Raw genomic sequence first — 17634 nt, 5'->3', positions numbered from 1 at the left:
TTATAAAATCAATAGTTATACCAAAAATCGTGCATGCCAACTCTGGTTTGCTGGTACTTCCCATTTTGTTTCAAAATCTCCTTTTGTATTTACCATATTATTAAACACAACTGTTTCTGCTGTTATTTTTTGTTCTTTGGCAAAATTTTGGAACTCTGGAAGTTTAACAATATTAATGTTATCTCCATCTTTAAAAGAAACATTCATTTTGTTCATTAAATCTAGCTCTAGCTCTTTTTCTAACTCTTGAATAAAACGTACAGAAGCATCTATTGAGCATCCTGAAACATTATTAAAGTTCTCATCTACACCCAACACCAAAAATTGATTGTACTTAATAGTGAATGATCCTTTTAAATCGTCTCCATGACGCGTCCAATTATCAATAAAAAGCAATGCTTTTGCACTGATTAATTCTATTTCTTCTTGTGTAAACTCTCTATCTGATTGATACACCCAAACTCTTGAGTTTTGAGGTAGTTTTTTATATTCTGTAAACATTGTTGTTCTTTATATTTAAGTTTTTGAATATGTAATTTCTTAGTTACTCAAAGTTACGGAAATTGCTGGTTTTAGCGCATTTCCTTTATAAAATTCTTGGGGAAAATAGTGTTTTACCCATTTTCCACTTGATTTTACCCAAGTTGAATCTTTCGTGTATATTGCCCCAAAATCTGGGGCAACTATAGTATCTTTATACTTTTTTCTACTCCCTTGCTTAGTGTATTTTATTTTATGAAAATTATATGGTATATGTATTCTTTCTAATCCTACAAAAAAACCTTCTTTTGGAAATTCTATATTAAACTTAGATACATCAACTTCAGTCTTCCCATTTGTCTTTTTTACATCAACAATTAAACTTTCTTTTAGTATATCTTCTGATGGTTTACCTGTTTTTTCATCAACTTTAAAGAAACGAACCCTAAATTTTGCTTTCTTTCTAGAAAGAAAACTTGTAAAATAAATCGTTACACTCTTTAAAAAAGGGAAATTTTTATATTCACTTTTATAAGGAAAATACTTGGTTACTATCCAAGGTGATCCTTTTCTTCCTCCAAAACTAGCTTTTATATCTCTTCTTTTGTACTCATCAACAACTAACTCTCTATCCGCTTTTTTTGAAATTATTACTTCCTCTAGCTCATATAATTTTGGTTGAAGTTTAAGAGATTCACTCTGTAAAACCGATGCTAATACAACAGTGTCTTTATAATTCAAACAAGAAACATGTACTTTACTTTTCAATATTTTTTTATTGATCTGTAATGAAAAGTGACCATTTTCATCGGAAGACACCCCTACATTTTCATTTAAAAAACTAATATTCGCATAAGCAACAGGATCATTTGTATATGCATCTATTACTTTATTTTTTAAAACTACTGTTTGTGAAAATGCTGTAATACTTACAAAACATAGAAAAAGAAAAACTCTCATAACTTAATTTTTAACGAATGTAAAAATTGAAAATTATAAGAGCTCTTAAGTAGTTGTTAATTTTCAAACACTTAACGTAAATTAAACTTTTGTTGTAAAGCTTGTAGCTTTTCTTCATCAGTCATCGTATCTTTCGGTGCCGACATTCGTTCTTTTATTTCTTTTAAAACCTTTTTTGTGTACAAAGGAAAATCAGCATTCTGAATCCAAGCATTGTATCCTGGGTTTTCTTTAAATACTTCTTCAACAGTTCTTCCCTTATACTTTCCAAAAGAAAAAATTTCTTGATCTTTATCATTAAATAAAATAAACCCTGCAAAATCTGCTCTTTTTCCGTGGGTTGAAAATTCACTCAATGCTTCTACTGAGTTTTCTAAATCTTCATATTTTTCAACCTGTGCTAATAAAATTTCATAGGTTGCCTTTGTATCCGCTTCTGCTCCATGTGCTCCTACTAATTCTTTTCCGCAATAAAATTGATATCCAGCACTTAGTGTTCGCTGTTCTTTTTTATGAAAAATGGTTTGTACATCAACTGCTTTTCTATTATTCATATTAAAATCAATTCCTGCTCTTAACAGTTCTTCTGCTAATAAAGGAATATCAAATCGGTTAGAATTAAATCCTGCTAAATCTGCATCTCCTATTAACTCATTAATTTGCGGTGCTAATTCTTTAAAAGTTGGCTCAGCAACTACTTTTTCGTTTGTAATTCCGTGAATTTCTGAAGCTTCTTTAGGTATTTCTATTTCTGGGTTTACCAACCATGTTTTACTTTCTTTATTTCCATTAGGAAACACTTTTAAAATAGATATCTCAACTACTCTATCTTTAGCAATGTTTATTCCTGTTGTTTCTAAATCAAAAAATACGATTGGTTTTGTTAAATTTAAATTCATTTTTTGTAGTGCTTAAAGACAATATTCTATTTACTTTACATATATCTATTATTGTCTTTTCTATATATTATTCGTTCGTTAATTCTTTTTTAAATTCATCTATTTGGTCTAACACTTTCTTTGGAAGTGTAGGCTCTTTAAAATTATATTTTTCTAATTCTTTTTCTAATGTTTTTGCTACAATGTAACGTGCTGTAGTTTTATCATCTGCAGGTATTACATACCAAGGAGCATAATTTGTTGATGTTCTCAACAACATATCTTCATAACACTCTTGATATTTATCCCATAACTTTCGTTCTTCTAAATCACCCGCAGAAAATTTCCAGTTTTTTTCTGGAATGTTTAACCTACGTAATAACCTGTTTTTCTGTTCTTCTTTAGATATATTTAAAAAAAACTTTAAAATAATTGTTCCGTTTTCAGATATATGCCTTTCAAACTGATTAATACGCTCCATTCTATCATGATAAAAAGTATCATTTAAATCATCAACGTTATTTACTGTGGGAATATTTTCGGCAAAAACATACTCTGGATGCACTCTTGTTACCAAAACATTCTCATAATGTGTACGATTAAAAACTCCTATTTTTCCTTTAGCAGGCAAGGCTATATAATGACGCCATAAAAAATCATGTTTTAATTCTAATTCTGTTGGTACTTTAAAGCTATGCACTACTACTCCACGTGCATTAACATCTTTAAAAACTTCTCGAATTAAACTATCTTTACCGGCTGTATCCATTCCTTGTAAACACAATAAAACACTATACTTACCTTCTGCGTACATTGTGTCTTGTAAATCACTAATTTTTTTTCTTGATTTTTTCAGCTTCTTCTTAGCATTATCAACAACTTCTTTAGTAGAAAATTCATTTAACTTTCTTTTTTTAGAAAATATGTAGGCATTTGTGTTCATCCGCTTTTTTTATAGCATAAAAGTACAAAAATATAGACTTCTTCTATTGATTTTTTCTTGGTTATTATCAAATATTACAATTAAATCCAAGATATTCTTTTATTTATTTTTTTGAGCTTTACTTCCAAATAAATGACAGAATGAATAAAACAGTTATTATACAAGCAAGTTCTAAAAGTGTAGGAAACACAAACAAAGTGGTTAACTACCTCAACAACAACGAGTCTTTTGATTTTATTGACTTAAGAACAAAAAAAATTGGTGTATTTGAATATGATTTTAGCAATTCTGATGATGATTTTATCCCTCTTATAGAAGAAATTGTTAGTAAATACGATACACTAATATTTGCCACCCCTGTATATTGGTATAGTATGAGTGCTACGCTAAAAATATTTTTTGATAGATTGTCAGACTTGTTACATTATAAAAAAGATTTAGGTAGACAGTTGCGAGGCAAAAACATGGCTATGATTAGTAATTCTGGTGCTAATGACCGTAGAAATGGTTTTGAAATGCCTTTTATTGAAAGTGCTAAATATTTAGGTATGAACTATCTTGGTAGTACCCATGCTTGGTTTACTGAAGACGGAAACGACATACATCCTGATGCTAAAGTTAAAATTAATGAATTTAGAAATATTTTAGCTACTAAAAATTTTAAGGATGTTTTAACCCGTTAGAATTTTAAGATGTCGTTTTTTTACAATTTACAAGAAACCTTTGACAGTATTTTTGAGTTTTAATTTTAATTCATCACAATGCAAAAAGTAATTATAGCTCAAATAGCAATTCAACAAGGAAAAGAAAACGATTTTTTGAAATTGGCTGTAGAAATGGTAAAAACGAGTAACGCTGAAACAGGATGTATTACCTATCAATTACATAAAGACCTATTTAGTGAAGGTAATTATTTGTTTTTTGAAGAGTATATTGATAAAACAGCTGTAGAGGCACATAATAACTCTGCACACTTTCATCAATTTATAAAAGATATTACTCCTTTAATTACCAGAGAGCCTATTATAAATATTTATTAATTTAAATGAGTATAAAACACTATAAGCCATCAAAATACCTATCTCCTTATATTGATAGGTATTTTGTTTGTTCTCAAACTAAAAGTCTTCCTTTAATTTTACCAGGCACTGGTTTAGAAGTACTTTTTCATATAGACACTCCCTTATCCATCAATAATGAAAAATTAGATATTGCTCATGTTATTTGTCCGAGAGAAAAATTAATTTTTGATTCAACTAACCATGTACATTATATTTCTGTACGTTTTCATAGTGGTGGTTTTAGACATTTTGCTTCTATTCCGCATACACAAATTGTTAATCAATATTTATCTGTAGAAGAAATATGGCAAAATGAAGGTAGAGAGTTTTTAGAAATTCTTTATTCATTACCTAGTGTAGACGAAAAAATTAAACTAATTGATTTCTTTCTATATAATCAATTAAAAAAACATCATTTTTCTACTATAGTTAATTGGGATTTGATAATTAAAACGCTATACAAAAACTTCAATTCAATACCTCTCCATGAATTGGCTTCTCAAAGTAATCTAAGTTACCGTCAATTTGAACGTCTGTTCAAACAAAAGTTTGGCGTTTCTCCTAAAAAATTTCAACGAATCACTAGGCTTCAAAAAACTGTAAAACAAGTATTGCTATCGAGTAACAAACATTATTTGTCTACTGCTTTAGATAATGGTTATTACGACCAAAGTCATTTTATTAAAGAATTTCAAAGTTTTACAAATCTTAAACCTTCCCAGTATTTTGTAACTAAAAACTTTGAAAACCACTTTTATTATAAACCTTTAAGCTAGTCAATCCAGTTTTTAAAATCTTTTACACGCTCTCTACTTACAATTATTTCTGAGTCTTCATAAGATTCTAATTTTAGTTGTAAGCGTGAGTTTGTATAAGACACAATATCTTTTATAGCATTTATATGTACTATAAATGTTCTATTTACCCTAAAAAATTGCTCGGGGTCTAACTCTTCTTGCCAATATTCTAAAGAGTTATCTATTAAATAATTTCTATTAGCATTTGTATGTATGTAAGTTGCTTTATTTTCTGAGTAAAAACATTCAATATCTTCTGTATTGATAATTTTTAAGTGCTGTCCCACTTTTATAGTAAATCGCTTTTTATATTTTCTATCAACTGGGTTAATCAACAGCTTACGAATGTCATCTATATTAACCTGTATATTACTTTGTATAGGTTGATGCTCTTTAAATTTATTTACTGCTATTGTTAACTCATCTTCATCTATGGGTTTTAACAAATAGTCTATAGAATTTAACTTGAATGCTTTTAATGCATACTCATCATAAGCCGTTGTAAAAATAATGGCTGATTTCACAGTTACTTCTTCAAAAATTTCGAATGATAATCCATCTGAAAGTTGAATATCTAAAAAAATTAAATCAGGATGAGAATTGTTTTGAAACCAGTTAATCGATTCTTCTACTGAGTGCAACATTTGTTGAACTTCTATATCTAATTCAGCTAACATTCTACTTAACCGTCTTGCAGCTGGCTTTTCGTCTTCAATAATTATAACATTCATAGTTTGGTTTGGTCTATTTTTAGCAATTACTTGTTCATGTATTCTTTAATCTTTCGCTCTTCCCATTTTTTAGAAAAAAGTTTTCCTTTAGAAAAAACATTAAATCCGTGTAAAAATACTATAACTCCCCACCAAAAGAACAAATTATAGTTGTTTACATCTAAAAAAGCTTCCATTACTGATTCGTCTCCATAAACAATATCTTTATATATTCTTCTTCCTATAAAAATTAAGTTTATTAGTATGTAAAACACTAAATGTTTGTAGAACTTTTTAATTTCATCTACTCTTTTTTGAGCTCTTATATATTGTTGTTCTCTATTTATAGTTTCCATTTTCTCTCTTTTTTAGTTCATCTAGATACTCTTGTATTTTGCGTTGTTCCCAATCTTTATTAAAAAAAATATTGGTTCCAAATACTCCTAACCAATGAAAAAAAACTCCAATCCCCCAAAAAACCCAAGTAGCATATACACCAAAATTGCTTATTGCTTTGATAAAAGTTAACTTGTCTTCATTCATCAACCCCATAATAATTACAACTGAAATGAATATATTTACAATTATATACGCTGCTAAATGCCAATAAAATCCTTTTATTTTTTCTACTCTTTTTTTGGCTAGTAAATATTTATGTTCTTCTTTATAATCATTTTCCATACTAATCCTTTTTATTTAAGTATTCCTTTATCTTCTTCTCCTCCCAATCTTTTCCAAGCCCTAAAATGTTAACACCAAAAACTAGCATCCAATGAATAAAAGTCACTAGTACTATTCCTATAACAGGATACCAAAACCAGTGATAATAAGGTGAGAATTTTAAATTCACTAAAACAATAATAATCACTGAAATGATATTTACTAAAGCATGAGCATAAAACCCTTTTACTTGTTTTACTTTCTTTTTAGCCTCTAAATACTTTTTTTCTTCTCTATAATTACCTTCCATTGTTATTGTTTTCTAAAAATTCTTTAATCTTACGTTCTTCCCAATCTTTTCCTAAACCTATTTTTTCTATTCCAAAAATGCCCAACCAATGAAAAAAAACTCCAATTAACATTCCTATTATTGGATAATAAAACCAATGATAACTTGGCACAAACTTTAAGTTTATAAAAATTAAAACTGGAATGATTAATACAGTGACTATAAGATGAATGTAAAACCCTTTGATTTTCTCTACTCTCTTTTTTGCTTTTGCATATTTGTAAGCTGTTGTGTATTCTTTTTCCATCTCATTTATAATTTTTTATCATCATTCATTAACTCCTTAATCTTGCGTTCTTCCCAATTTTTACCTAAGAATAAATTATAATTATTTACTTCTAAATAATGAAAAATTAATCCTATCCCCCAACCTATCATAGGAAACCAAAACCATTGAAACTTTGAATATGTTTTGAGGTTTATAAATATTAAAAAAGGAATAACTATACAATACGAAACTAAGTTTTGATAAAACTCTTTTAGTTTTTCTACCTTTTCTACTGCTTTTACATAATTACTGTTTTCTAAACTTTTTGTATCCATGATACTATCTTTTATATTAATTAACAGCGGTAAACACACTGTGAATATTTTATTATTATTAATTATTTGAATATTTCTATCGGTTATTAAACCGTAACGATCTGCTATATTTCTTAATCCTACTTTTGTACTTTTTCCTATAGCCTCTTTCGGATTAACGTTGTTTTGAATCTTTAAAAAACCTTCTTCTTCAAAAATGTTTATTTCTAAGGGTTTATTTGAAGAAACTACATTGTGTTTTACTGCATTTTCTAATAATAATTGAAGAGATAGAGGAACTATTTTTAAATCTGAATTACTTACTTCTTCTGGAATATAAAATTGAATAGCTTCTTCAAAACGCATTTGTAATAACTCCATATACGTCTTAGCAAATTGTAATTCTTCTTGTATAGGCACCAATTCTTTATTACGTTGTTCTAGTACATATCTATACACTTTAGATAACTTTGTTGTAAACTTCTCTGCTTGTTTTGGATTTTCGCTAATTAAAGAGGTTAGTACATTTAAACTATTAAACAAAAAATGGGGGTCTATTTGATTCTTTAATGTTTCAAATTTTGCTGTTTCTGTTTTAGCTACTATTTCATGCTGTGTTGTTTCTTCTTTTACAGACGCTTTCCAGTTTACCATAAAATCTTTGGCATGAAAAAAAACGGCTATCGCTAACGATAATATGATTGCAAATAAATGCATCCATAAAAATCGTCCATTAAAGAAGTTATCTATATTATTATTAAAAATTACAAAGTACTGTACGTAATGGATTAATAATACAGCTACAGTTGTATAGCTTATTGTTGCTATGATTCCTGCCCAAACTCTTTGATTGGTTTGCAAAACCCAATCCCACTTTTTACTTAAATAACCATTAATAATTCCATTACCTAACCCCAGAACAAAAGAATACATTCCTGAAAACAAAAACACTAATCCAGCTTCTTTTAATGTAAAAGCCTGATTTATTATAGTAAAAACAACACCAAAAATAATTGTAAGCTTTAAGCAAATCCAAATATCATTCTTCAAACTATTAAATGTTTTTTTTACTGGTGTTTTCATTCTTTATGCTTATTATATTTAAAGGTTTACCCTCTTCATTCTAAAATTTAATATCGAAAGATACATTTTTATCTTTAACCAAAAACTTTGCTTCGTCAAACACAGGCGGTCCAAAACGTGATAATTTATTGTTTGATACTCCATAGTCTTCTATTGGCATTCCATTAGGTTCAAAATCCATCTTATTATTATTGTTTGCGTCATGAAAACAAATAATAGCATATTCTCCTTCTGATACTTTTTCAAAAATTACAGTACTTTTTCCCTTTATTATTACTGATTCTTTTGCCTGTAGTGGTTCTTTTCTAAAGTTCTCTTTAGTATATAAGGCAAATTTTATTTTTCCTTTATCTGAAGTGACATTTACAACTGTCGTTGCAATTGTTTTGTCTTGAGCTGAAATTGTTTCAATTGTAAACAAGACGACTGTAATAACAATATGGATTACAAGTTTCATTTTATTTATTTTTTACGGTTAATTATGACACAAATATTCATAAGATGCTTTATCTCTAAAATAAAAACACACTGAATTGTATTATTTTTAGGATGAATTGTAACAATTTGTATTTTTGAGCTACTTATAACATAACAACTCTACTAAACTTAGTGAAAAAAGAATTAGAAAATAGATTTTTAACTGATTTCGAAGCCAATCAAAACATTGTGCATAAGGTATGTAGGATTTATACAACCAATCAAAATGCACATAACGATTTGTTTCAAGAAATCACCATTCAGTTATGGAAAAACTATGGTAAGTTTAGAGGAGATGCAAAATTTAGTACTTGGATGTATCGAGTAGCATTAAATACTGCTATTTCTTTATATAGAAAATCAACAAGAAGTATAAAAACACAAGACTTTACAGACTATTCTTTTAAAATTAAAGCAGAAGAATATGACGACACTGAAGAAATACAATTAAAAGCCTTATATGGTGCTATTCGTAAACTAAATGATATTGATAAAGCGCTAATTTTTTTATACCTAGAAGACAAGCCCTATAAAGAAATTTCTGAAACCTTAGGTATTAGTCAAGTAAATGCTCGAGTTAAAATGAACAGAGCAAAAGATAAATTAAAAAAGATATTAAACCCATAATTTAAATGGATTTAGATAAATATAAAAAAGCTTGGGGAAACCAGTCTGAAGAAACAAATAAAGTTTCTAAAATCGACATTTATAGAATGGCGCATTCCAAGTCATCATCAATAGTAAAGTGGATTTTTATTATTGGAATTTTAGAGTTTATTTTCTTGAATTCTTTCTATTTTATTTTTGACATGGAAGAAGCTTATGAGGAATATAAAAAACTTGGGTTATATAACTTTATGATTTATTCTCAATTTATCATATACCCTGTACTACTCTATTTCTTGATTAAATTTTACCTTAATTATAAAAGCATTTCTGTTGTAGACTCTACTAAAACTTTAATGACAAAAATTATTAAAACAAGAAAAACTGTAAAGTACTACGTTATATTTAACTTGTTATATGTATTTACTTTTGGAATTATAGTTGCAATTGCATCACTAAAAGCTCATCCAGAATTTAACTCTAAGCAAGTTTTAATTTCAATTATTGTTACAGTAATAATGTTGATAGTTATGCTTATAGTTTTATGGTGTTTTTATCAGCTCTTGTATGGAATTTTACTAAGAAAGTTAAATAAAAACTATAAAGAGCTTGCTAAACTTGAAGACTTAAATTAAAAAGAACTGTTTTTTCATAAACTTTTATTAACGTTATATAATTAGCATTCACTATATTAGCCATATTAATTCATTACTTATGAAAAAAGTATTTATTATAGCTGTTTTCCTTTTTTATTCTGTTTTTGCTTTTACTCAAGAACATAGTTTTTGGAAAAATCTTCGTTTTGGAGGGGATGCTAGCTTTGGCTTTGGTTCAAATAACACAACTCTTGCTATATCTCCAGCTGCTGTTTATGATTTTAATGAATCTTTTTCTATAGGCTTAGGAATTGGTTATGTGTACAATAAAAACGAAGGTTTAAGTTCTAATATAATCACTCCTAAAATAATTACTTTATATAGACCTATTAGAGAAATTGAATTTTCTGCCGATTTACAGCAAATGTATGTCAATACAAACATTAATGGTACTTCTAAAAAATATAATTACCCTGCTTTAAATATTGGAGCTTCTTATAGAATAGGTGTTGTTTCTTTAGGCGTACAATACGATGTTTTGTATGAAGAAAGCAAAAGTGTATACGCTTCTGCTTTCTCTCCTATCGTAAGAGTTTTCTTTTAAAAAAACTCTCTTAATTCTTGTAATAATTTTTCATGCATCTCATTTGTATAATCTAAATGAGTTACTATTCGTATTTTTCCTTCCCCCATAGAAATTAGTAATATACCTCTTTCTGCCATCTTTTTCATAAAATCATCTGGATTTATAGAATCTTCTACATAAAAAATAACAATATTCGTTTCAATAAGTTCTACCTTTTTCACATACGAACAACTTTCTAATACCTTACCTATTTCTTTTGCTTTTTGATGATCTTCTGCTAAACGCTCTACTTGATTATCCAGAGCATAAATCCCAGCAGCTGCTAAAAAACCAGCTTGTCTCATTCCACCACCAAACAACTTTCGTACACGTAACGCTTTTTCTATATGTTCTTTAGTTCCCAACAAAACAGATCCAACAGGAGCTCCCAATCCTTTTGATAAACAAATTGAAATCGTATCAAATAACTCTCCATATTGTTTTGGGGTTTCTTTTTTTGCCACCAAAGCATTAAATAAACGTGCTCCATCCAAATGATACGCCAAATCATTGGCTTTAGCTACTTTTTGAATCTTTTGTAATTCTTCAAAGTCCCAGCAGGCACCACCTCCTTTGTTTGTTGTATTTTCAACACAAACTAATCTACTATAAGGTGTATGAATATCATTTCTTTCTCCTACCACACTTGCTAACTGATTCGCTGTAAACATTCCTCTACCCCCATCAATTAAACAAGAAGTAACTCCTGCATTAAACGCAGCTCCTCCACCTTCATAGTTATATACATGTGCCCATTTGTCGCAAAACATTCTATCCCCTGGTTGTGTGTGAATCTTTATCGCTGTTTGATTTGCCATGGTTCCCGAAGGAAAAAATAACGCAGCTTCAATTCCAAACAAATCCGCTACTTTTTCTTGTAACAAATTCACTGTCGGATCTGCTTTAAAAACATCATCTCCTACCTTAGCACTCATCATTGCTTCCAACATTCCTTGAGTTGGCTTTGTTACTGTGTCACTTATTAAGTTTATTTCCATTTCTAACTACGATTTTTAAAATGTATTTTTGCATCTATGATTACACACGAACAGCTTAAAAATATCGCTGAACGAATTGGCAAGTTAAAAGGATATTTAGAAATTGACAAGAAGTTAATTGAAATTTCAAATGAAGAAGAAAAAACAGCAAATCCTGATTTTTGGAACAATCCAAAGGAAGCAGAAGCTGTAATGAAATCACTTCGGTTTAAAAAGAAGTGGGTAGAAGATTATAACACTGTTGTAGCTATGAATGACGATTTAACAGTTTTGTATGATTTTTATAAAGAAGGTGATATTGATGAAAACGAAGTAGAAGAACAATTTGATAAAGCTGCTACTTTTTTAGAAGATATTGAGTTTAAAAACATGCTTTCAGAAGAAGGTGATAGTTTAAGTGCAACGATACAAATTACAGCAGGTGCAGGTGGAACTGAAAGTTGTGACTGGGCAGAAATGCTAACTCGAATGTACACTATGTGGGCAGAAAAACAAGGTTTTAAAATAAAGACCTTAAACTACCAAGAAGGTGATGTTGCTGGTATTAAAACGGTTACTTTAGAATTTGAAGGCGATTATGCCTTTGGGTGGTTAAAAGGTGAAAATGGGGTTCACCGCCTGGTACGTATTTCTCCTTTTGATAGTAATGCGAAACGTCATACTTCCTTTGCTTCTGTATATGTGTATCCTGTAGCCGATGATTCTATCGAAATTGAAGTAAACCCAGCCGATATTGAAATTACTACAGCACGTTCAAGTGGTGCTGGTGGACAGAATGTAAACAAAGTTGAAACTAAAGTTCAGCTCTTACATAAACCTACAGGTATTCAAATTCAGTGTTCTAACTCACGTTCGCAGCACGATAATAGAGCTACTGCAATGCAAATGCTGAAATCTCAATTGTACGAAATTGAATTACAAAAACGTTTAGCTGCTCGTGACGAAATTGAAGCAAACAAAATGAAAAATGAATGGGGAAGTCAAATTCGTAACTACGTAATGCACCCATATAAGTTGGTAAAAGATGTCCGTACAGCCCATGAAACAGGAAATGTAGATGCTGTTATGGACGGAAATATCAATCCGTTTTTAAAAGCCTATTTAATGATGATGGGGCAAAAAGAAGATTAATACTATAAAACTCTTAATAATGATAAAAATATATCACAATCCACGTTGTTCTAAATCAAGACAAGGTTTAGAGATTATAGAAAACTCTGGTAAAGAGTTTGAAACTGTAAAATATTTAGATACTATTCCCTCTACTGAAGAGTTAAAAGGAGTTATTAGTCTATTAAATATTTCTCCAATCGATTTAGTTCGTAAAAATGAAAAAATTTGGAAAGAAGAATATAAAGGAAGAGAACTATCAGATGCTGAAATCATTAAAGCTATGGTTGACAATCCTAAATTAATAGAACGCCCAATAGTTATTAATGGCAATAAAGCAGTGATTGGTCGTCCACCTGAAAACATCAAAGAAATCATTTAACTACTTAAAAGCTCTCAAGAAATTGGGAGCTTTTTATTTTTTCAGAAATCTGAACTCGAGAAAACCTAATCCATAACCATAAAACTGAGTGATGGTTGTTACAATACTTAACAAAGCTACTTGTAGATTTTTATTTTGAAATAGAGAATCTAAAAAGGTACAGGTAAAATAAAATCCATAAAAAGTTAATAATTGCCAGTAACCAAAAAAAGCTGCTATAATGGCAATATCAATCCCTATGATGAATAAACTCGGAAACCAATACGTTAATTTTGCCGTTTCTGGATGTTTTTTATTCAATATAGGTCTTGCAGTACCAAAAGCAAATGTTTGTTTAAAAAACTGTTTAATAGTACTTCTACGCTTATGATATACAAAAGCCTTTTCTATTAATTGTGTTTCAAAGCCATTTTCCCAAAGGCGGAAAGTTAAATCGATATCTTCTCCTGCTTTCATTTTTGAAAAACCATTTGTTTTTTCAAAAGCAACTTTTGACAAGCCTAGATTGAAGCTTCTGGGTTGAAATTTACCAACCGATTTCTTTTTTCCACGAATTCCTCCTGTAGTTAATACCGAAGTCATTGAGTAATTAATTGCTTTTTGTAAAGCAGAAAAATTAGGATGCGCAGCATCTGGACCTCCAAAAGCATCTGTATAACTTTCTTCTAATACTTTTTTTACTTCGGAAAGATATTGTGGTGGAACAATAACATCAGAATCCAAAATAATAAAATAACTTCCTGATGCTCTTTTCATTCCATAATTACGACTTGCTCCTGCTCCACTATTCCCCTTGGAAAAATACTTTAGATTAAGCTGAGAAGTGTATTTATTTACAACTTCTTCTGATGAGTTTTCAGAACCATCTTCAATAACAAGTACCTCAAAGTCGTCTTTCAACTCTTGTTTAGTCAAGCTTCCTAACAACTCATCTATTTCTTGAGGTCGATTATAAACAGGTATTATTATTGAAAAACTTATAGTCACTATGCTAAAACTGCTTTGTTAATTTGTTTAGTTATACCATCCCAAAGCTGTATTCTTTTCTGTAAAGATTCTTTAGCATAAAACAAAACATCATCCCATTTTTGTTGATCATTACCGCATAATTCTTCAATCATTTGTAATGATAATGGTCCATGTTCATCACCGTCTAACTCAATGTGTCTATTCAAATAATACGTAAGTTTACTGTATGAACTTCCTTCTTTCTCTTCCGTATTTTTTACAATTTCTAAAAACATATCAGGAATCACATCTTCTCTTCCATAGGTAAAACTAGATGCAATAATATGTGGTTGTCTTGTTTTAATAACTTCAAAAGAAAAATTTACAAAATCTTTCACTTCTTCAATAATTGAACAGTTTTCCAGAGCTTGCTCAACAGATTTACTGTCAAGAATATCTGAAATAAAACTTGAAATTTGAGAAGTACTTCCTCCTGCTTGACGCATCGCATCAATATACATTTCAAAGTGACTTTTAGGCTCTCCTAACTCATTAATATCAGTTTCTTCACCTAACACAATTTCATTAATAAAACGAGCTGTTTTAGTATTTACAGCAGGTAACCAAGGTAAATTCACACAAGTAAGTTCTCGTTGTAATGCTTTTAATAACGACATAAAATCCCACACAGCGAACACATGTGATTCCATAAATAATTTTACATCATTTATATCATTTAACGAATTATATAACTCATGTTCTTTAAGCTGTTGTCTTAAGGATTTTAACTCCTTTTCTATGTGTAAAATATTGCTCATTTGTAACTATCAATAAAAAATGCAAATCTAACGATTTGCATTTAATTATATATTCTTTCGGAACCTTTCCGACTACGCTTAAGGCACAAGTTAATTTACTCTTCAGTAAACCTTTCCATTACCGCATCACTCACTCCCATATTAGAGAAACCTCCATCGTGGAATAAGTTTTGTAACGTTACTTTCTTAGTTAAATCTGAGAATAATGAGATGGTATAATCAGCACATTCTAAAGCTGTAGCATTTCCTAACGGAGACATTTTTTCAGCATACGAAATAAATCCGTCAAATCCTTTTACTCCTTGACCTGCTGTTGTTGGCGTTGGCGATTGAGAAATTGTGTTTACACGTACTTTATGATCTCTTCCGAAGAAATACCCAAAACTACGAGCAATACTTTCTAAATACGCTTTATTATCAGCCATATCGTTATAATCTGGGAATACACGTTGTGCTGCCATATACGTTAATGCAACAATACTTCCCCACTCGTTCATGGCTTGTTTGTTATATAAAACGTTCATTACTTTATGAAAAGACACCGCTGAAACGTCCCATCCTTTCGTTGTAAAATCGTATTTAGAATCTGTATAATGACGTCCTTTACGTACATTAACTGACATACCGATAGAGTGTAAAACGAAATCGATTTTCCCTCCTAAAATTTCCATAGACTTTTCAACCAAGTTATTTAAATCATCCATAGAAGTGGCGTCAGCAGGAATAATTTCAGATCCGGTTTTTGCTGCTAAGTCTTTAATACCTCCCATACGCATTGCTATTGGTGCGTTGGTTAATACAAACTCTGCTCCTTCTTCATGAGCGCGTTCTGCTACTTTCCATGCAATAGAATTCTCATCTAATGCTCCAAAAATGATTCCTTTTTTTCCTTTTAATAAATTATACATATTTAAAATATTTTAGTCTATCGTTGTTTGTTTTGAAAGCAAATATACTCTTAATTTAATAATTCCTTTGCATGAGTCAATGCACTTTCAGAAACGTCTTTTCCACTTAACATCTCCGCTATTTCTCTAATACGCTCGTCTTCTGACAATAACTTTAAATTAGAAGTTGTTACTCCTTTTTCTTCTCCCTTAAACACTTTATAGTGCTGCACTCCTTTTGAAGCTATTTGAGGTAAATGTGTTATAGTTATTACCTGCATATGAGCACTCATATCTTGCATTATTTTTGCAATTTTATTAGATACTTCCCCTGAAACTCCGGTATCAATCTCATCAAAAATAATGGTTGGTAGTTGTATGTTTTCTGATAGTATTTTTTTAATCGATAACATGATGCGAGATAATTCTCCACCTGATGCTACCTTTTTCAATTCTCCAAAATTACCTCCTTTGTTTGCTGAGAATAAAAATTGTAAATTGTCTTTTCCGTTAGATAAATATTCTTCAGAAGCTAGTAATTCAATTGCAAAACGAGCATTTGGCATTCCTAATTCCGACAAAAGATATTCTAAATCTTTTTTCAACTTCGGAATTACTTTATTTCTAGATGTCGTAATCATTTTTGCTACGTCATCTAACTTCTTAGCTACCTCTTTAATTTCTGCCTCTTTTTGAGCCACTATTCCTCCTGCATCTTCAACCTGTGCTACTTTTTCAGATAATGATGCATGAATTTCTTGTAATTCACTTATAGTTGATACTGAATGTTTCTTTTGAAGGTTGTAAATAAGTTGTAACCTATCATTTAGTTCTTCAATTTCATTCGGATTAAATTCAACTTCTTCATTCGCACTTTCTAACTCAGTAACTACATCATCTAACTCAATTTTCACGCTTGTTACTCGATTCGCTAACTCTTCATATTGCTTAGAAAAAGAACTAATTTTTTGCAGTTTACTCTCTAAAGAGTTTAGCAATGTTTGAATTCCTATTTCTTCATTAATCGAAACACCTAAAGCTTCAGATAAGTTCAACTTTATTTCTTCAATATTGTTTAATTTATCTAACTTTTCTTCTAAAACTTCTTGTTCTCCTTCTTTTAAATTAGCTTCTTCAAACTCATTAAACAAATGTAAATTGTACTCGTACTGCTCTTTCGATTTCTCAGTTTCTTCTTGAAGTACTTTCAGCTCTTTTCGTAATTTGTTATACGTACGCAAGCCTCTTTTATACGATGCTATTTTAGCTTGATTTTTTGCTAAGGCATCAATAACAGAGAATTGAAAAGATACATCTGACAACTGCATGGTTTGATGTTGCGAATGAATATCAATTAGCTTTGTTTTTAAAGCATTTAATATCGATAAAGTAACTGGTGTATCATTAACAAAAGCTCTCGACTTGCCCGAAGGCAAAATTTCTCTTCGAATTATGGTTTCTTGTTCATAGTCGAGATCTAACTCTTTAAACAACTCTTGTAAAGCATATCCTTCAACAGAAAATTGAGCCTCAATAACACATTTTTTTTCTGTGTTTTTTAAAGCAGTTAAGTCGGCACGGTTCCCCATTACAAGCCCTAAAGCTCCTAATAAAATGGATTTTCCTGCTCCAGTTTCACCTGTTATGATAGATAAACCGTTCGTAAAATCAATCGTTAACTGATTGATTAACGCATAATTATGTATAGATAAATGTGTAAGCAAATTCTATTCTTTTGTAAAAA

At 29.9% G+C, this 17634-nt stretch carries 24 protein-coding genes; 8 read left to right on the top strand and 16 right to left on the bottom strand.

Annotated elements, in window-relative coordinates:
- Positions 1–15: 15 nt before the first annotated feature.
- From ACXIHB_RS00240 to ACXIHB_RS00225, 4 genes are all read right to left on the bottom strand, one after another.
- A complete protein-coding gene (locus tag ACXIHB_RS00240) occupies positions 16–501 on the bottom strand; it encodes an ABC transporter ATPase (protein WP_462098618.1) in 486 nt (161 codons plus the stop codon).
- A 39-nt stretch (positions 502–540) separates the two neighbouring features.
- Positions 541–1440, bottom strand: coding sequence for a carboxypeptidase-like regulatory domain-containing protein (locus ACXIHB_RS00235; RefSeq protein WP_125067921.1), 900 nt, complete (start codon positions 1438–1440; stop codon positions 541–543).
- A 71-nt stretch (positions 1441–1511) separates the two neighbouring features.
- Positions 1512–2339 (bottom strand): 3'-5' exonuclease, encoded by an 828-nt coding sequence (locus ACXIHB_RS00230; protein WP_047789646.1) that lies wholly within the window; start codon positions 2337–2339, stop codon positions 1512–1514.
- Between the two features lie 67 nt (positions 2340–2406).
- Positions 2407–3261: a PPK2 family polyphosphate kinase gene (locus ACXIHB_RS00225; protein ID WP_173360857.1), complete on the bottom strand. Its 855-nt coding sequence runs from the start codon at positions 3259–3261 to the stop codon at positions 2407–2409.
- A 140-nt stretch (positions 3262–3401) separates the two neighbouring features.
- Here ACXIHB_RS00225 and ACXIHB_RS00220 point away from each other — a divergent pair, with 140 nt between their 5' ends.
- The 3 genes from ACXIHB_RS00220 (at position 3402) to ACXIHB_RS00210 (ending at position 5098) form a co-directional block, all read left to right on the top strand.
- On the top strand, positions 3402–3944 hold the full coding sequence (locus ACXIHB_RS00220) for a flavodoxin family protein (RefSeq protein WP_173360856.1): 543 nt from the start codon (positions 3402–3404) through the stop codon (positions 3942–3944).
- Positions 3945–4022: 78 nt separating this feature from the next.
- Positions 4023–4301 carry a putative quinol monooxygenase gene (locus ACXIHB_RS00215; RefSeq protein WP_173360855.1) on the top strand — a complete coding sequence of 93 codons (279 nt, stop codon included), beginning with the start codon at positions 4023–4025 and terminating at the stop codon, positions 4299–4301.
- 5 nt (positions 4302–4306) lie between these two features.
- The gene (locus ACXIHB_RS00210; protein ID WP_047789642.1) at positions 4307–5098 is read left to right on the top strand and encodes a helix-turn-helix domain-containing protein; all 792 of its coding nucleotides are present in this window, start codon (positions 4307–4309) and stop codon (positions 5096–5098) included.
- Here ACXIHB_RS00210 and ACXIHB_RS00205 read toward each other — a convergent pair.
- From ACXIHB_RS00205 to ACXIHB_RS00175, 7 genes are read right to left on the bottom strand one after another with little or no spacing between them, the layout of a single operon-like run.
- Positions 5095–5850, bottom strand: a complete 756-nt coding sequence (locus ACXIHB_RS00205; RefSeq protein WP_073183232.1) for a LytR/AlgR family response regulator transcription factor — start codon at positions 5848–5850, stop codon at positions 5095–5097. The two genes, ACXIHB_RS00210 and ACXIHB_RS00205, sit on opposite strands and share 4 nt — an antisense overlap.
- A 26-nt stretch (positions 5851–5876) precedes the next feature.
- A complete protein-coding gene (locus ACXIHB_RS00200; RefSeq protein WP_047789640.1) occupies positions 5877–6185 on the bottom strand; it encodes a 2TM domain-containing protein in 309 nt (102 codons plus the stop codon).
- Entirely contained in the window at positions 6169–6510 is a 342-nt protein-coding gene (locus ACXIHB_RS00195; protein ID WP_047789639.1) for a 2TM domain-containing protein, read from the bottom strand. The genes ACXIHB_RS00200 and ACXIHB_RS00195 overlap by 17 nt, the downstream gene beginning before the upstream one ends.
- 1 nt (position 6511) lies before the next feature.
- A complete protein-coding gene (locus tag ACXIHB_RS00190) occupies positions 6512–6799 on the bottom strand; it encodes a 2TM domain-containing protein (RefSeq protein WP_462098617.1) in 288 nt (95 codons plus the stop codon).
- Positions 6789–7085 carry a 2TM domain-containing protein gene (locus ACXIHB_RS00185; RefSeq protein WP_047789637.1) on the bottom strand — a complete coding sequence of 99 codons (297 nt, stop codon included), beginning with the start codon at positions 7083–7085 and terminating at the stop codon, positions 6789–6791. Before ACXIHB_RS00185 ends, ACXIHB_RS00190 begins: the two co-directional genes overlap by 11 nt.
- A 5-nt stretch (positions 7086–7090) precedes the next feature.
- Positions 7091–8443 carry a 2TM domain-containing protein gene (locus ACXIHB_RS00180; protein WP_167714048.1) on the bottom strand — a complete coding sequence of 451 codons (1353 nt, stop codon included), beginning with the start codon at positions 8441–8443 and terminating at the stop codon, positions 7091–7093.
- Positions 8444–8483: 40 nt separating this feature from the next.
- On the bottom strand, positions 8484–8900 hold the full coding sequence (locus ACXIHB_RS00175) for a DUF2141 domain-containing protein (RefSeq protein WP_073183237.1): 417 nt from the start codon (positions 8898–8900) through the stop codon (positions 8484–8486).
- Positions 8901–9052: 152 nt separating this feature from the next.
- Here ACXIHB_RS00175 and ACXIHB_RS00170 point away from each other — a divergent pair, with 152 nt between their 5' ends.
- From ACXIHB_RS00170 to ACXIHB_RS00160, 3 genes are all read left to right on the top strand, one after another.
- A complete protein-coding gene (locus tag ACXIHB_RS00170; protein WP_073183239.1) occupies positions 9053–9547 on the top strand; it encodes an RNA polymerase sigma factor in 495 nt (164 codons plus the stop codon).
- A gap of 5 nt (positions 9548–9552) precedes the next feature.
- A complete protein-coding gene (locus tag ACXIHB_RS00165) occupies positions 9553–10161 on the top strand; it encodes a hypothetical protein (RefSeq protein ID WP_047789633.1) in 609 nt (202 codons plus the stop codon).
- Between the two features lie 79 nt (positions 10162–10240).
- A complete protein-coding gene (locus ACXIHB_RS00160; protein ID WP_073183242.1) occupies positions 10241–10726 on the top strand; it encodes a hypothetical protein in 486 nt (161 codons plus the stop codon).
- On the opposite strand, the gene ACXIHB_RS00155 is transcribed toward ACXIHB_RS00160, so the two are convergent.
- Positions 10723–11745: a threonine aldolase family protein gene (locus ACXIHB_RS00155; protein ID WP_462098616.1), complete on the bottom strand. Its 1023-nt coding sequence runs from the start codon at positions 11743–11745 to the stop codon at positions 10723–10725. The two genes, ACXIHB_RS00160 and ACXIHB_RS00155, sit on opposite strands and share 4 nt — an antisense overlap.
- Before the next feature lie 36 nt (positions 11746–11781).
- Here ACXIHB_RS00155 and prfB point away from each other — a divergent pair, with 36 nt between their 5' ends.
- Both prfB and arsC read left to right on the top strand, forming a co-directional pair.
- A complete protein-coding gene (prfB, locus tag ACXIHB_RS00150; RefSeq protein WP_253055838.1) occupies positions 11782–12876 on the top strand; it encodes a peptide chain release factor 2 in 1095 nt (364 codons plus the stop codon).
- 19 nt (positions 12877–12895) lie between these two features.
- On the top strand, positions 12896–13237 hold the full coding sequence (arsC, locus tag ACXIHB_RS00145) for an arsenate reductase (glutaredoxin) (RefSeq protein WP_047789629.1): 342 nt from the start codon (positions 12896–12898) through the stop codon (positions 13235–13237).
- A 33-nt stretch (positions 13238–13270) separates the two neighbouring features.
- Here the strand turns inward: arsC and ACXIHB_RS00140 are convergent, their stop codons facing one another.
- From ACXIHB_RS00140 to recN, 4 genes are all read right to left on the bottom strand, one after another.
- Complete coding sequence (locus ACXIHB_RS00140; RefSeq protein WP_349265053.1) at positions 13271–14218, bottom strand: glycosyltransferase family 2 protein; 948 nt, start codon at positions 14216–14218, stop codon at positions 13271–13273.
- Positions 14219–14223: 5 nt separating this feature from the next.
- Positions 14224–15003 (bottom strand): DUF3050 domain-containing protein, encoded by a 780-nt coding sequence (locus ACXIHB_RS00135; RefSeq protein ID WP_047789173.1) that lies wholly within the window; start codon positions 15001–15003, stop codon positions 14224–14226.
- A 95-nt stretch (positions 15004–15098) separates the two neighbouring features.
- Positions 15099–15911 carry an enoyl-ACP reductase FabI gene (locus tag ACXIHB_RS00130; RefSeq protein WP_099216418.1) on the bottom strand — a complete coding sequence of 271 codons (813 nt, stop codon included), beginning with the start codon at positions 15909–15911 and terminating at the stop codon, positions 15099–15101.
- A gap of 50 nt (positions 15912–15961) precedes the next feature.
- Entirely contained in the window at positions 15962–17614 is a 1653-nt protein-coding gene (recN, locus tag ACXIHB_RS00125; RefSeq protein WP_462098615.1) for a DNA repair protein RecN, read from the bottom strand.
- Positions 17615–17634: the final 20 nt, after the last annotated feature.

The organism is Tenacibaculum sp. IMCC1, assembly GCF_054906355.1.
The sequence above is the reverse complement of the archived record's forward strand: the minus strand, read 5'-3'. Positions and strand labels throughout refer to the sequence as shown.

Excerpts from the sequence above, each read along its gene's own strand:
- ACXIHB_RS00155 (WP_462098616.1), bottom strand. The coding sequence starts at position 11,745 with ATGGAAATAAACTTAATAAGTGACACAGTAACAAAGCCAACTCAAGGA.
- ACXIHB_RS00185 (WP_047789637.1), bottom strand. The coding sequence starts at position 7,085 with ATGGAAAAAGAATACACAACAGCTTACAAATATGCAAAAGCAAAAAAG.
- ACXIHB_RS00165 (WP_047789633.1), top strand. The coding sequence starts at position 9,553 with ATGGATTTAGATAAATATAAAAAAGCTTGGGGAAACCAGTCTGAAGAA.
- prfB (WP_253055838.1), top strand. The coding sequence starts at position 11,782 with ATGATTACACACGAACAGCTTAAAAATATCGCTGAACGAATTGGCAAG.
- ACXIHB_RS00225 (WP_173360857.1), bottom strand. The coding sequence starts at position 3,261 with ATGAACACAAATGCCTACATATTTTCTAAAAAAAGAAAGTTAAATGAA.
- ACXIHB_RS00180 (WP_167714048.1), bottom strand. The coding sequence starts at position 8,443 with ATGAAAACACCAGTAAAAAAAACATTTAATAGTTTGAAGAATGATATT.
- ACXIHB_RS00200 (WP_047789640.1), bottom strand. The coding sequence starts at position 6,185 with ATGGAAACTATAAATAGAGAACAACAATATATAAGAGCTCAAAAAAGA.
- ACXIHB_RS00190 (WP_462098617.1), bottom strand. The coding sequence starts at position 6,799 with ATGGAAGGTAATTATAGAGAAGAAAAAAAGTATTTAGAGGCTAAAAAG.
- ACXIHB_RS00205 (WP_073183232.1), bottom strand. The coding sequence starts at position 5,850 with ATGAATGTTATAATTATTGAAGACGAAAAGCCAGCTGCAAGACGGTTA.
- ACXIHB_RS00210 (WP_047789642.1), top strand. The coding sequence starts at position 4,307 with ATGAGTATAAAACACTATAAGCCATCAAAATACCTATCTCCTTATATT.
- ACXIHB_RS00175 (WP_073183237.1), bottom strand. The coding sequence starts at position 8,900 with ATGAAACTTGTAATCCATATTGTTATTACAGTCGTCTTGTTTACAATT.
- ACXIHB_RS00215 (WP_173360855.1), top strand. The coding sequence starts at position 4,023 with ATGCAAAAAGTAATTATAGCTCAAATAGCAATTCAACAAGGAAAAGAA.
- ACXIHB_RS00195 (WP_047789639.1), bottom strand. The coding sequence starts at position 6,510 with ATGGAAAATGATTATAAAGAAGAACATAAATATTTACTAGCCAAAAAA.
- ACXIHB_RS00230 (WP_047789646.1), bottom strand. The coding sequence starts at position 2,339 with ATGAATTTAAATTTAACAAAACCAATCGTATTTTTTGATTTAGAAACA.
- ACXIHB_RS00160 (WP_073183242.1), top strand. The coding sequence starts at position 10,241 with ATGAAAAAAGTATTTATTATAGCTGTTTTCCTTTTTTATTCTGTTTTT.
- arsC (WP_047789629.1), top strand. The coding sequence starts at position 12,896 with ATGATAAAAATATATCACAATCCACGTTGTTCTAAATCAAGACAAGGT.
- ACXIHB_RS00130 (WP_099216418.1), bottom strand. The coding sequence starts at position 15,911 with ATGTATAATTTATTAAAAGGAAAAAAAGGAATCATTTTTGGAGCATTA.
- ACXIHB_RS00240 (WP_462098618.1), bottom strand. The coding sequence starts at position 501 with ATGTTTACAGAATATAAAAAACTACCTCAAAACTCAAGAGTTTGGGTG.
- ACXIHB_RS00220 (WP_173360856.1), top strand. The coding sequence starts at position 3,402 with ATGAATAAAACAGTTATTATACAAGCAAGTTCTAAAAGTGTAGGAAAC.
- ACXIHB_RS00135 (WP_047789173.1), bottom strand. The coding sequence starts at position 15,003 with ATGAGCAATATTTTACACATAGAAAAGGAGTTAAAATCCTTAAGACAA.
- ACXIHB_RS00235 (WP_125067921.1), bottom strand. The coding sequence starts at position 1,440 with ATGAGAGTTTTTCTTTTTCTATGTTTTGTAAGTATTACAGCATTTTCA.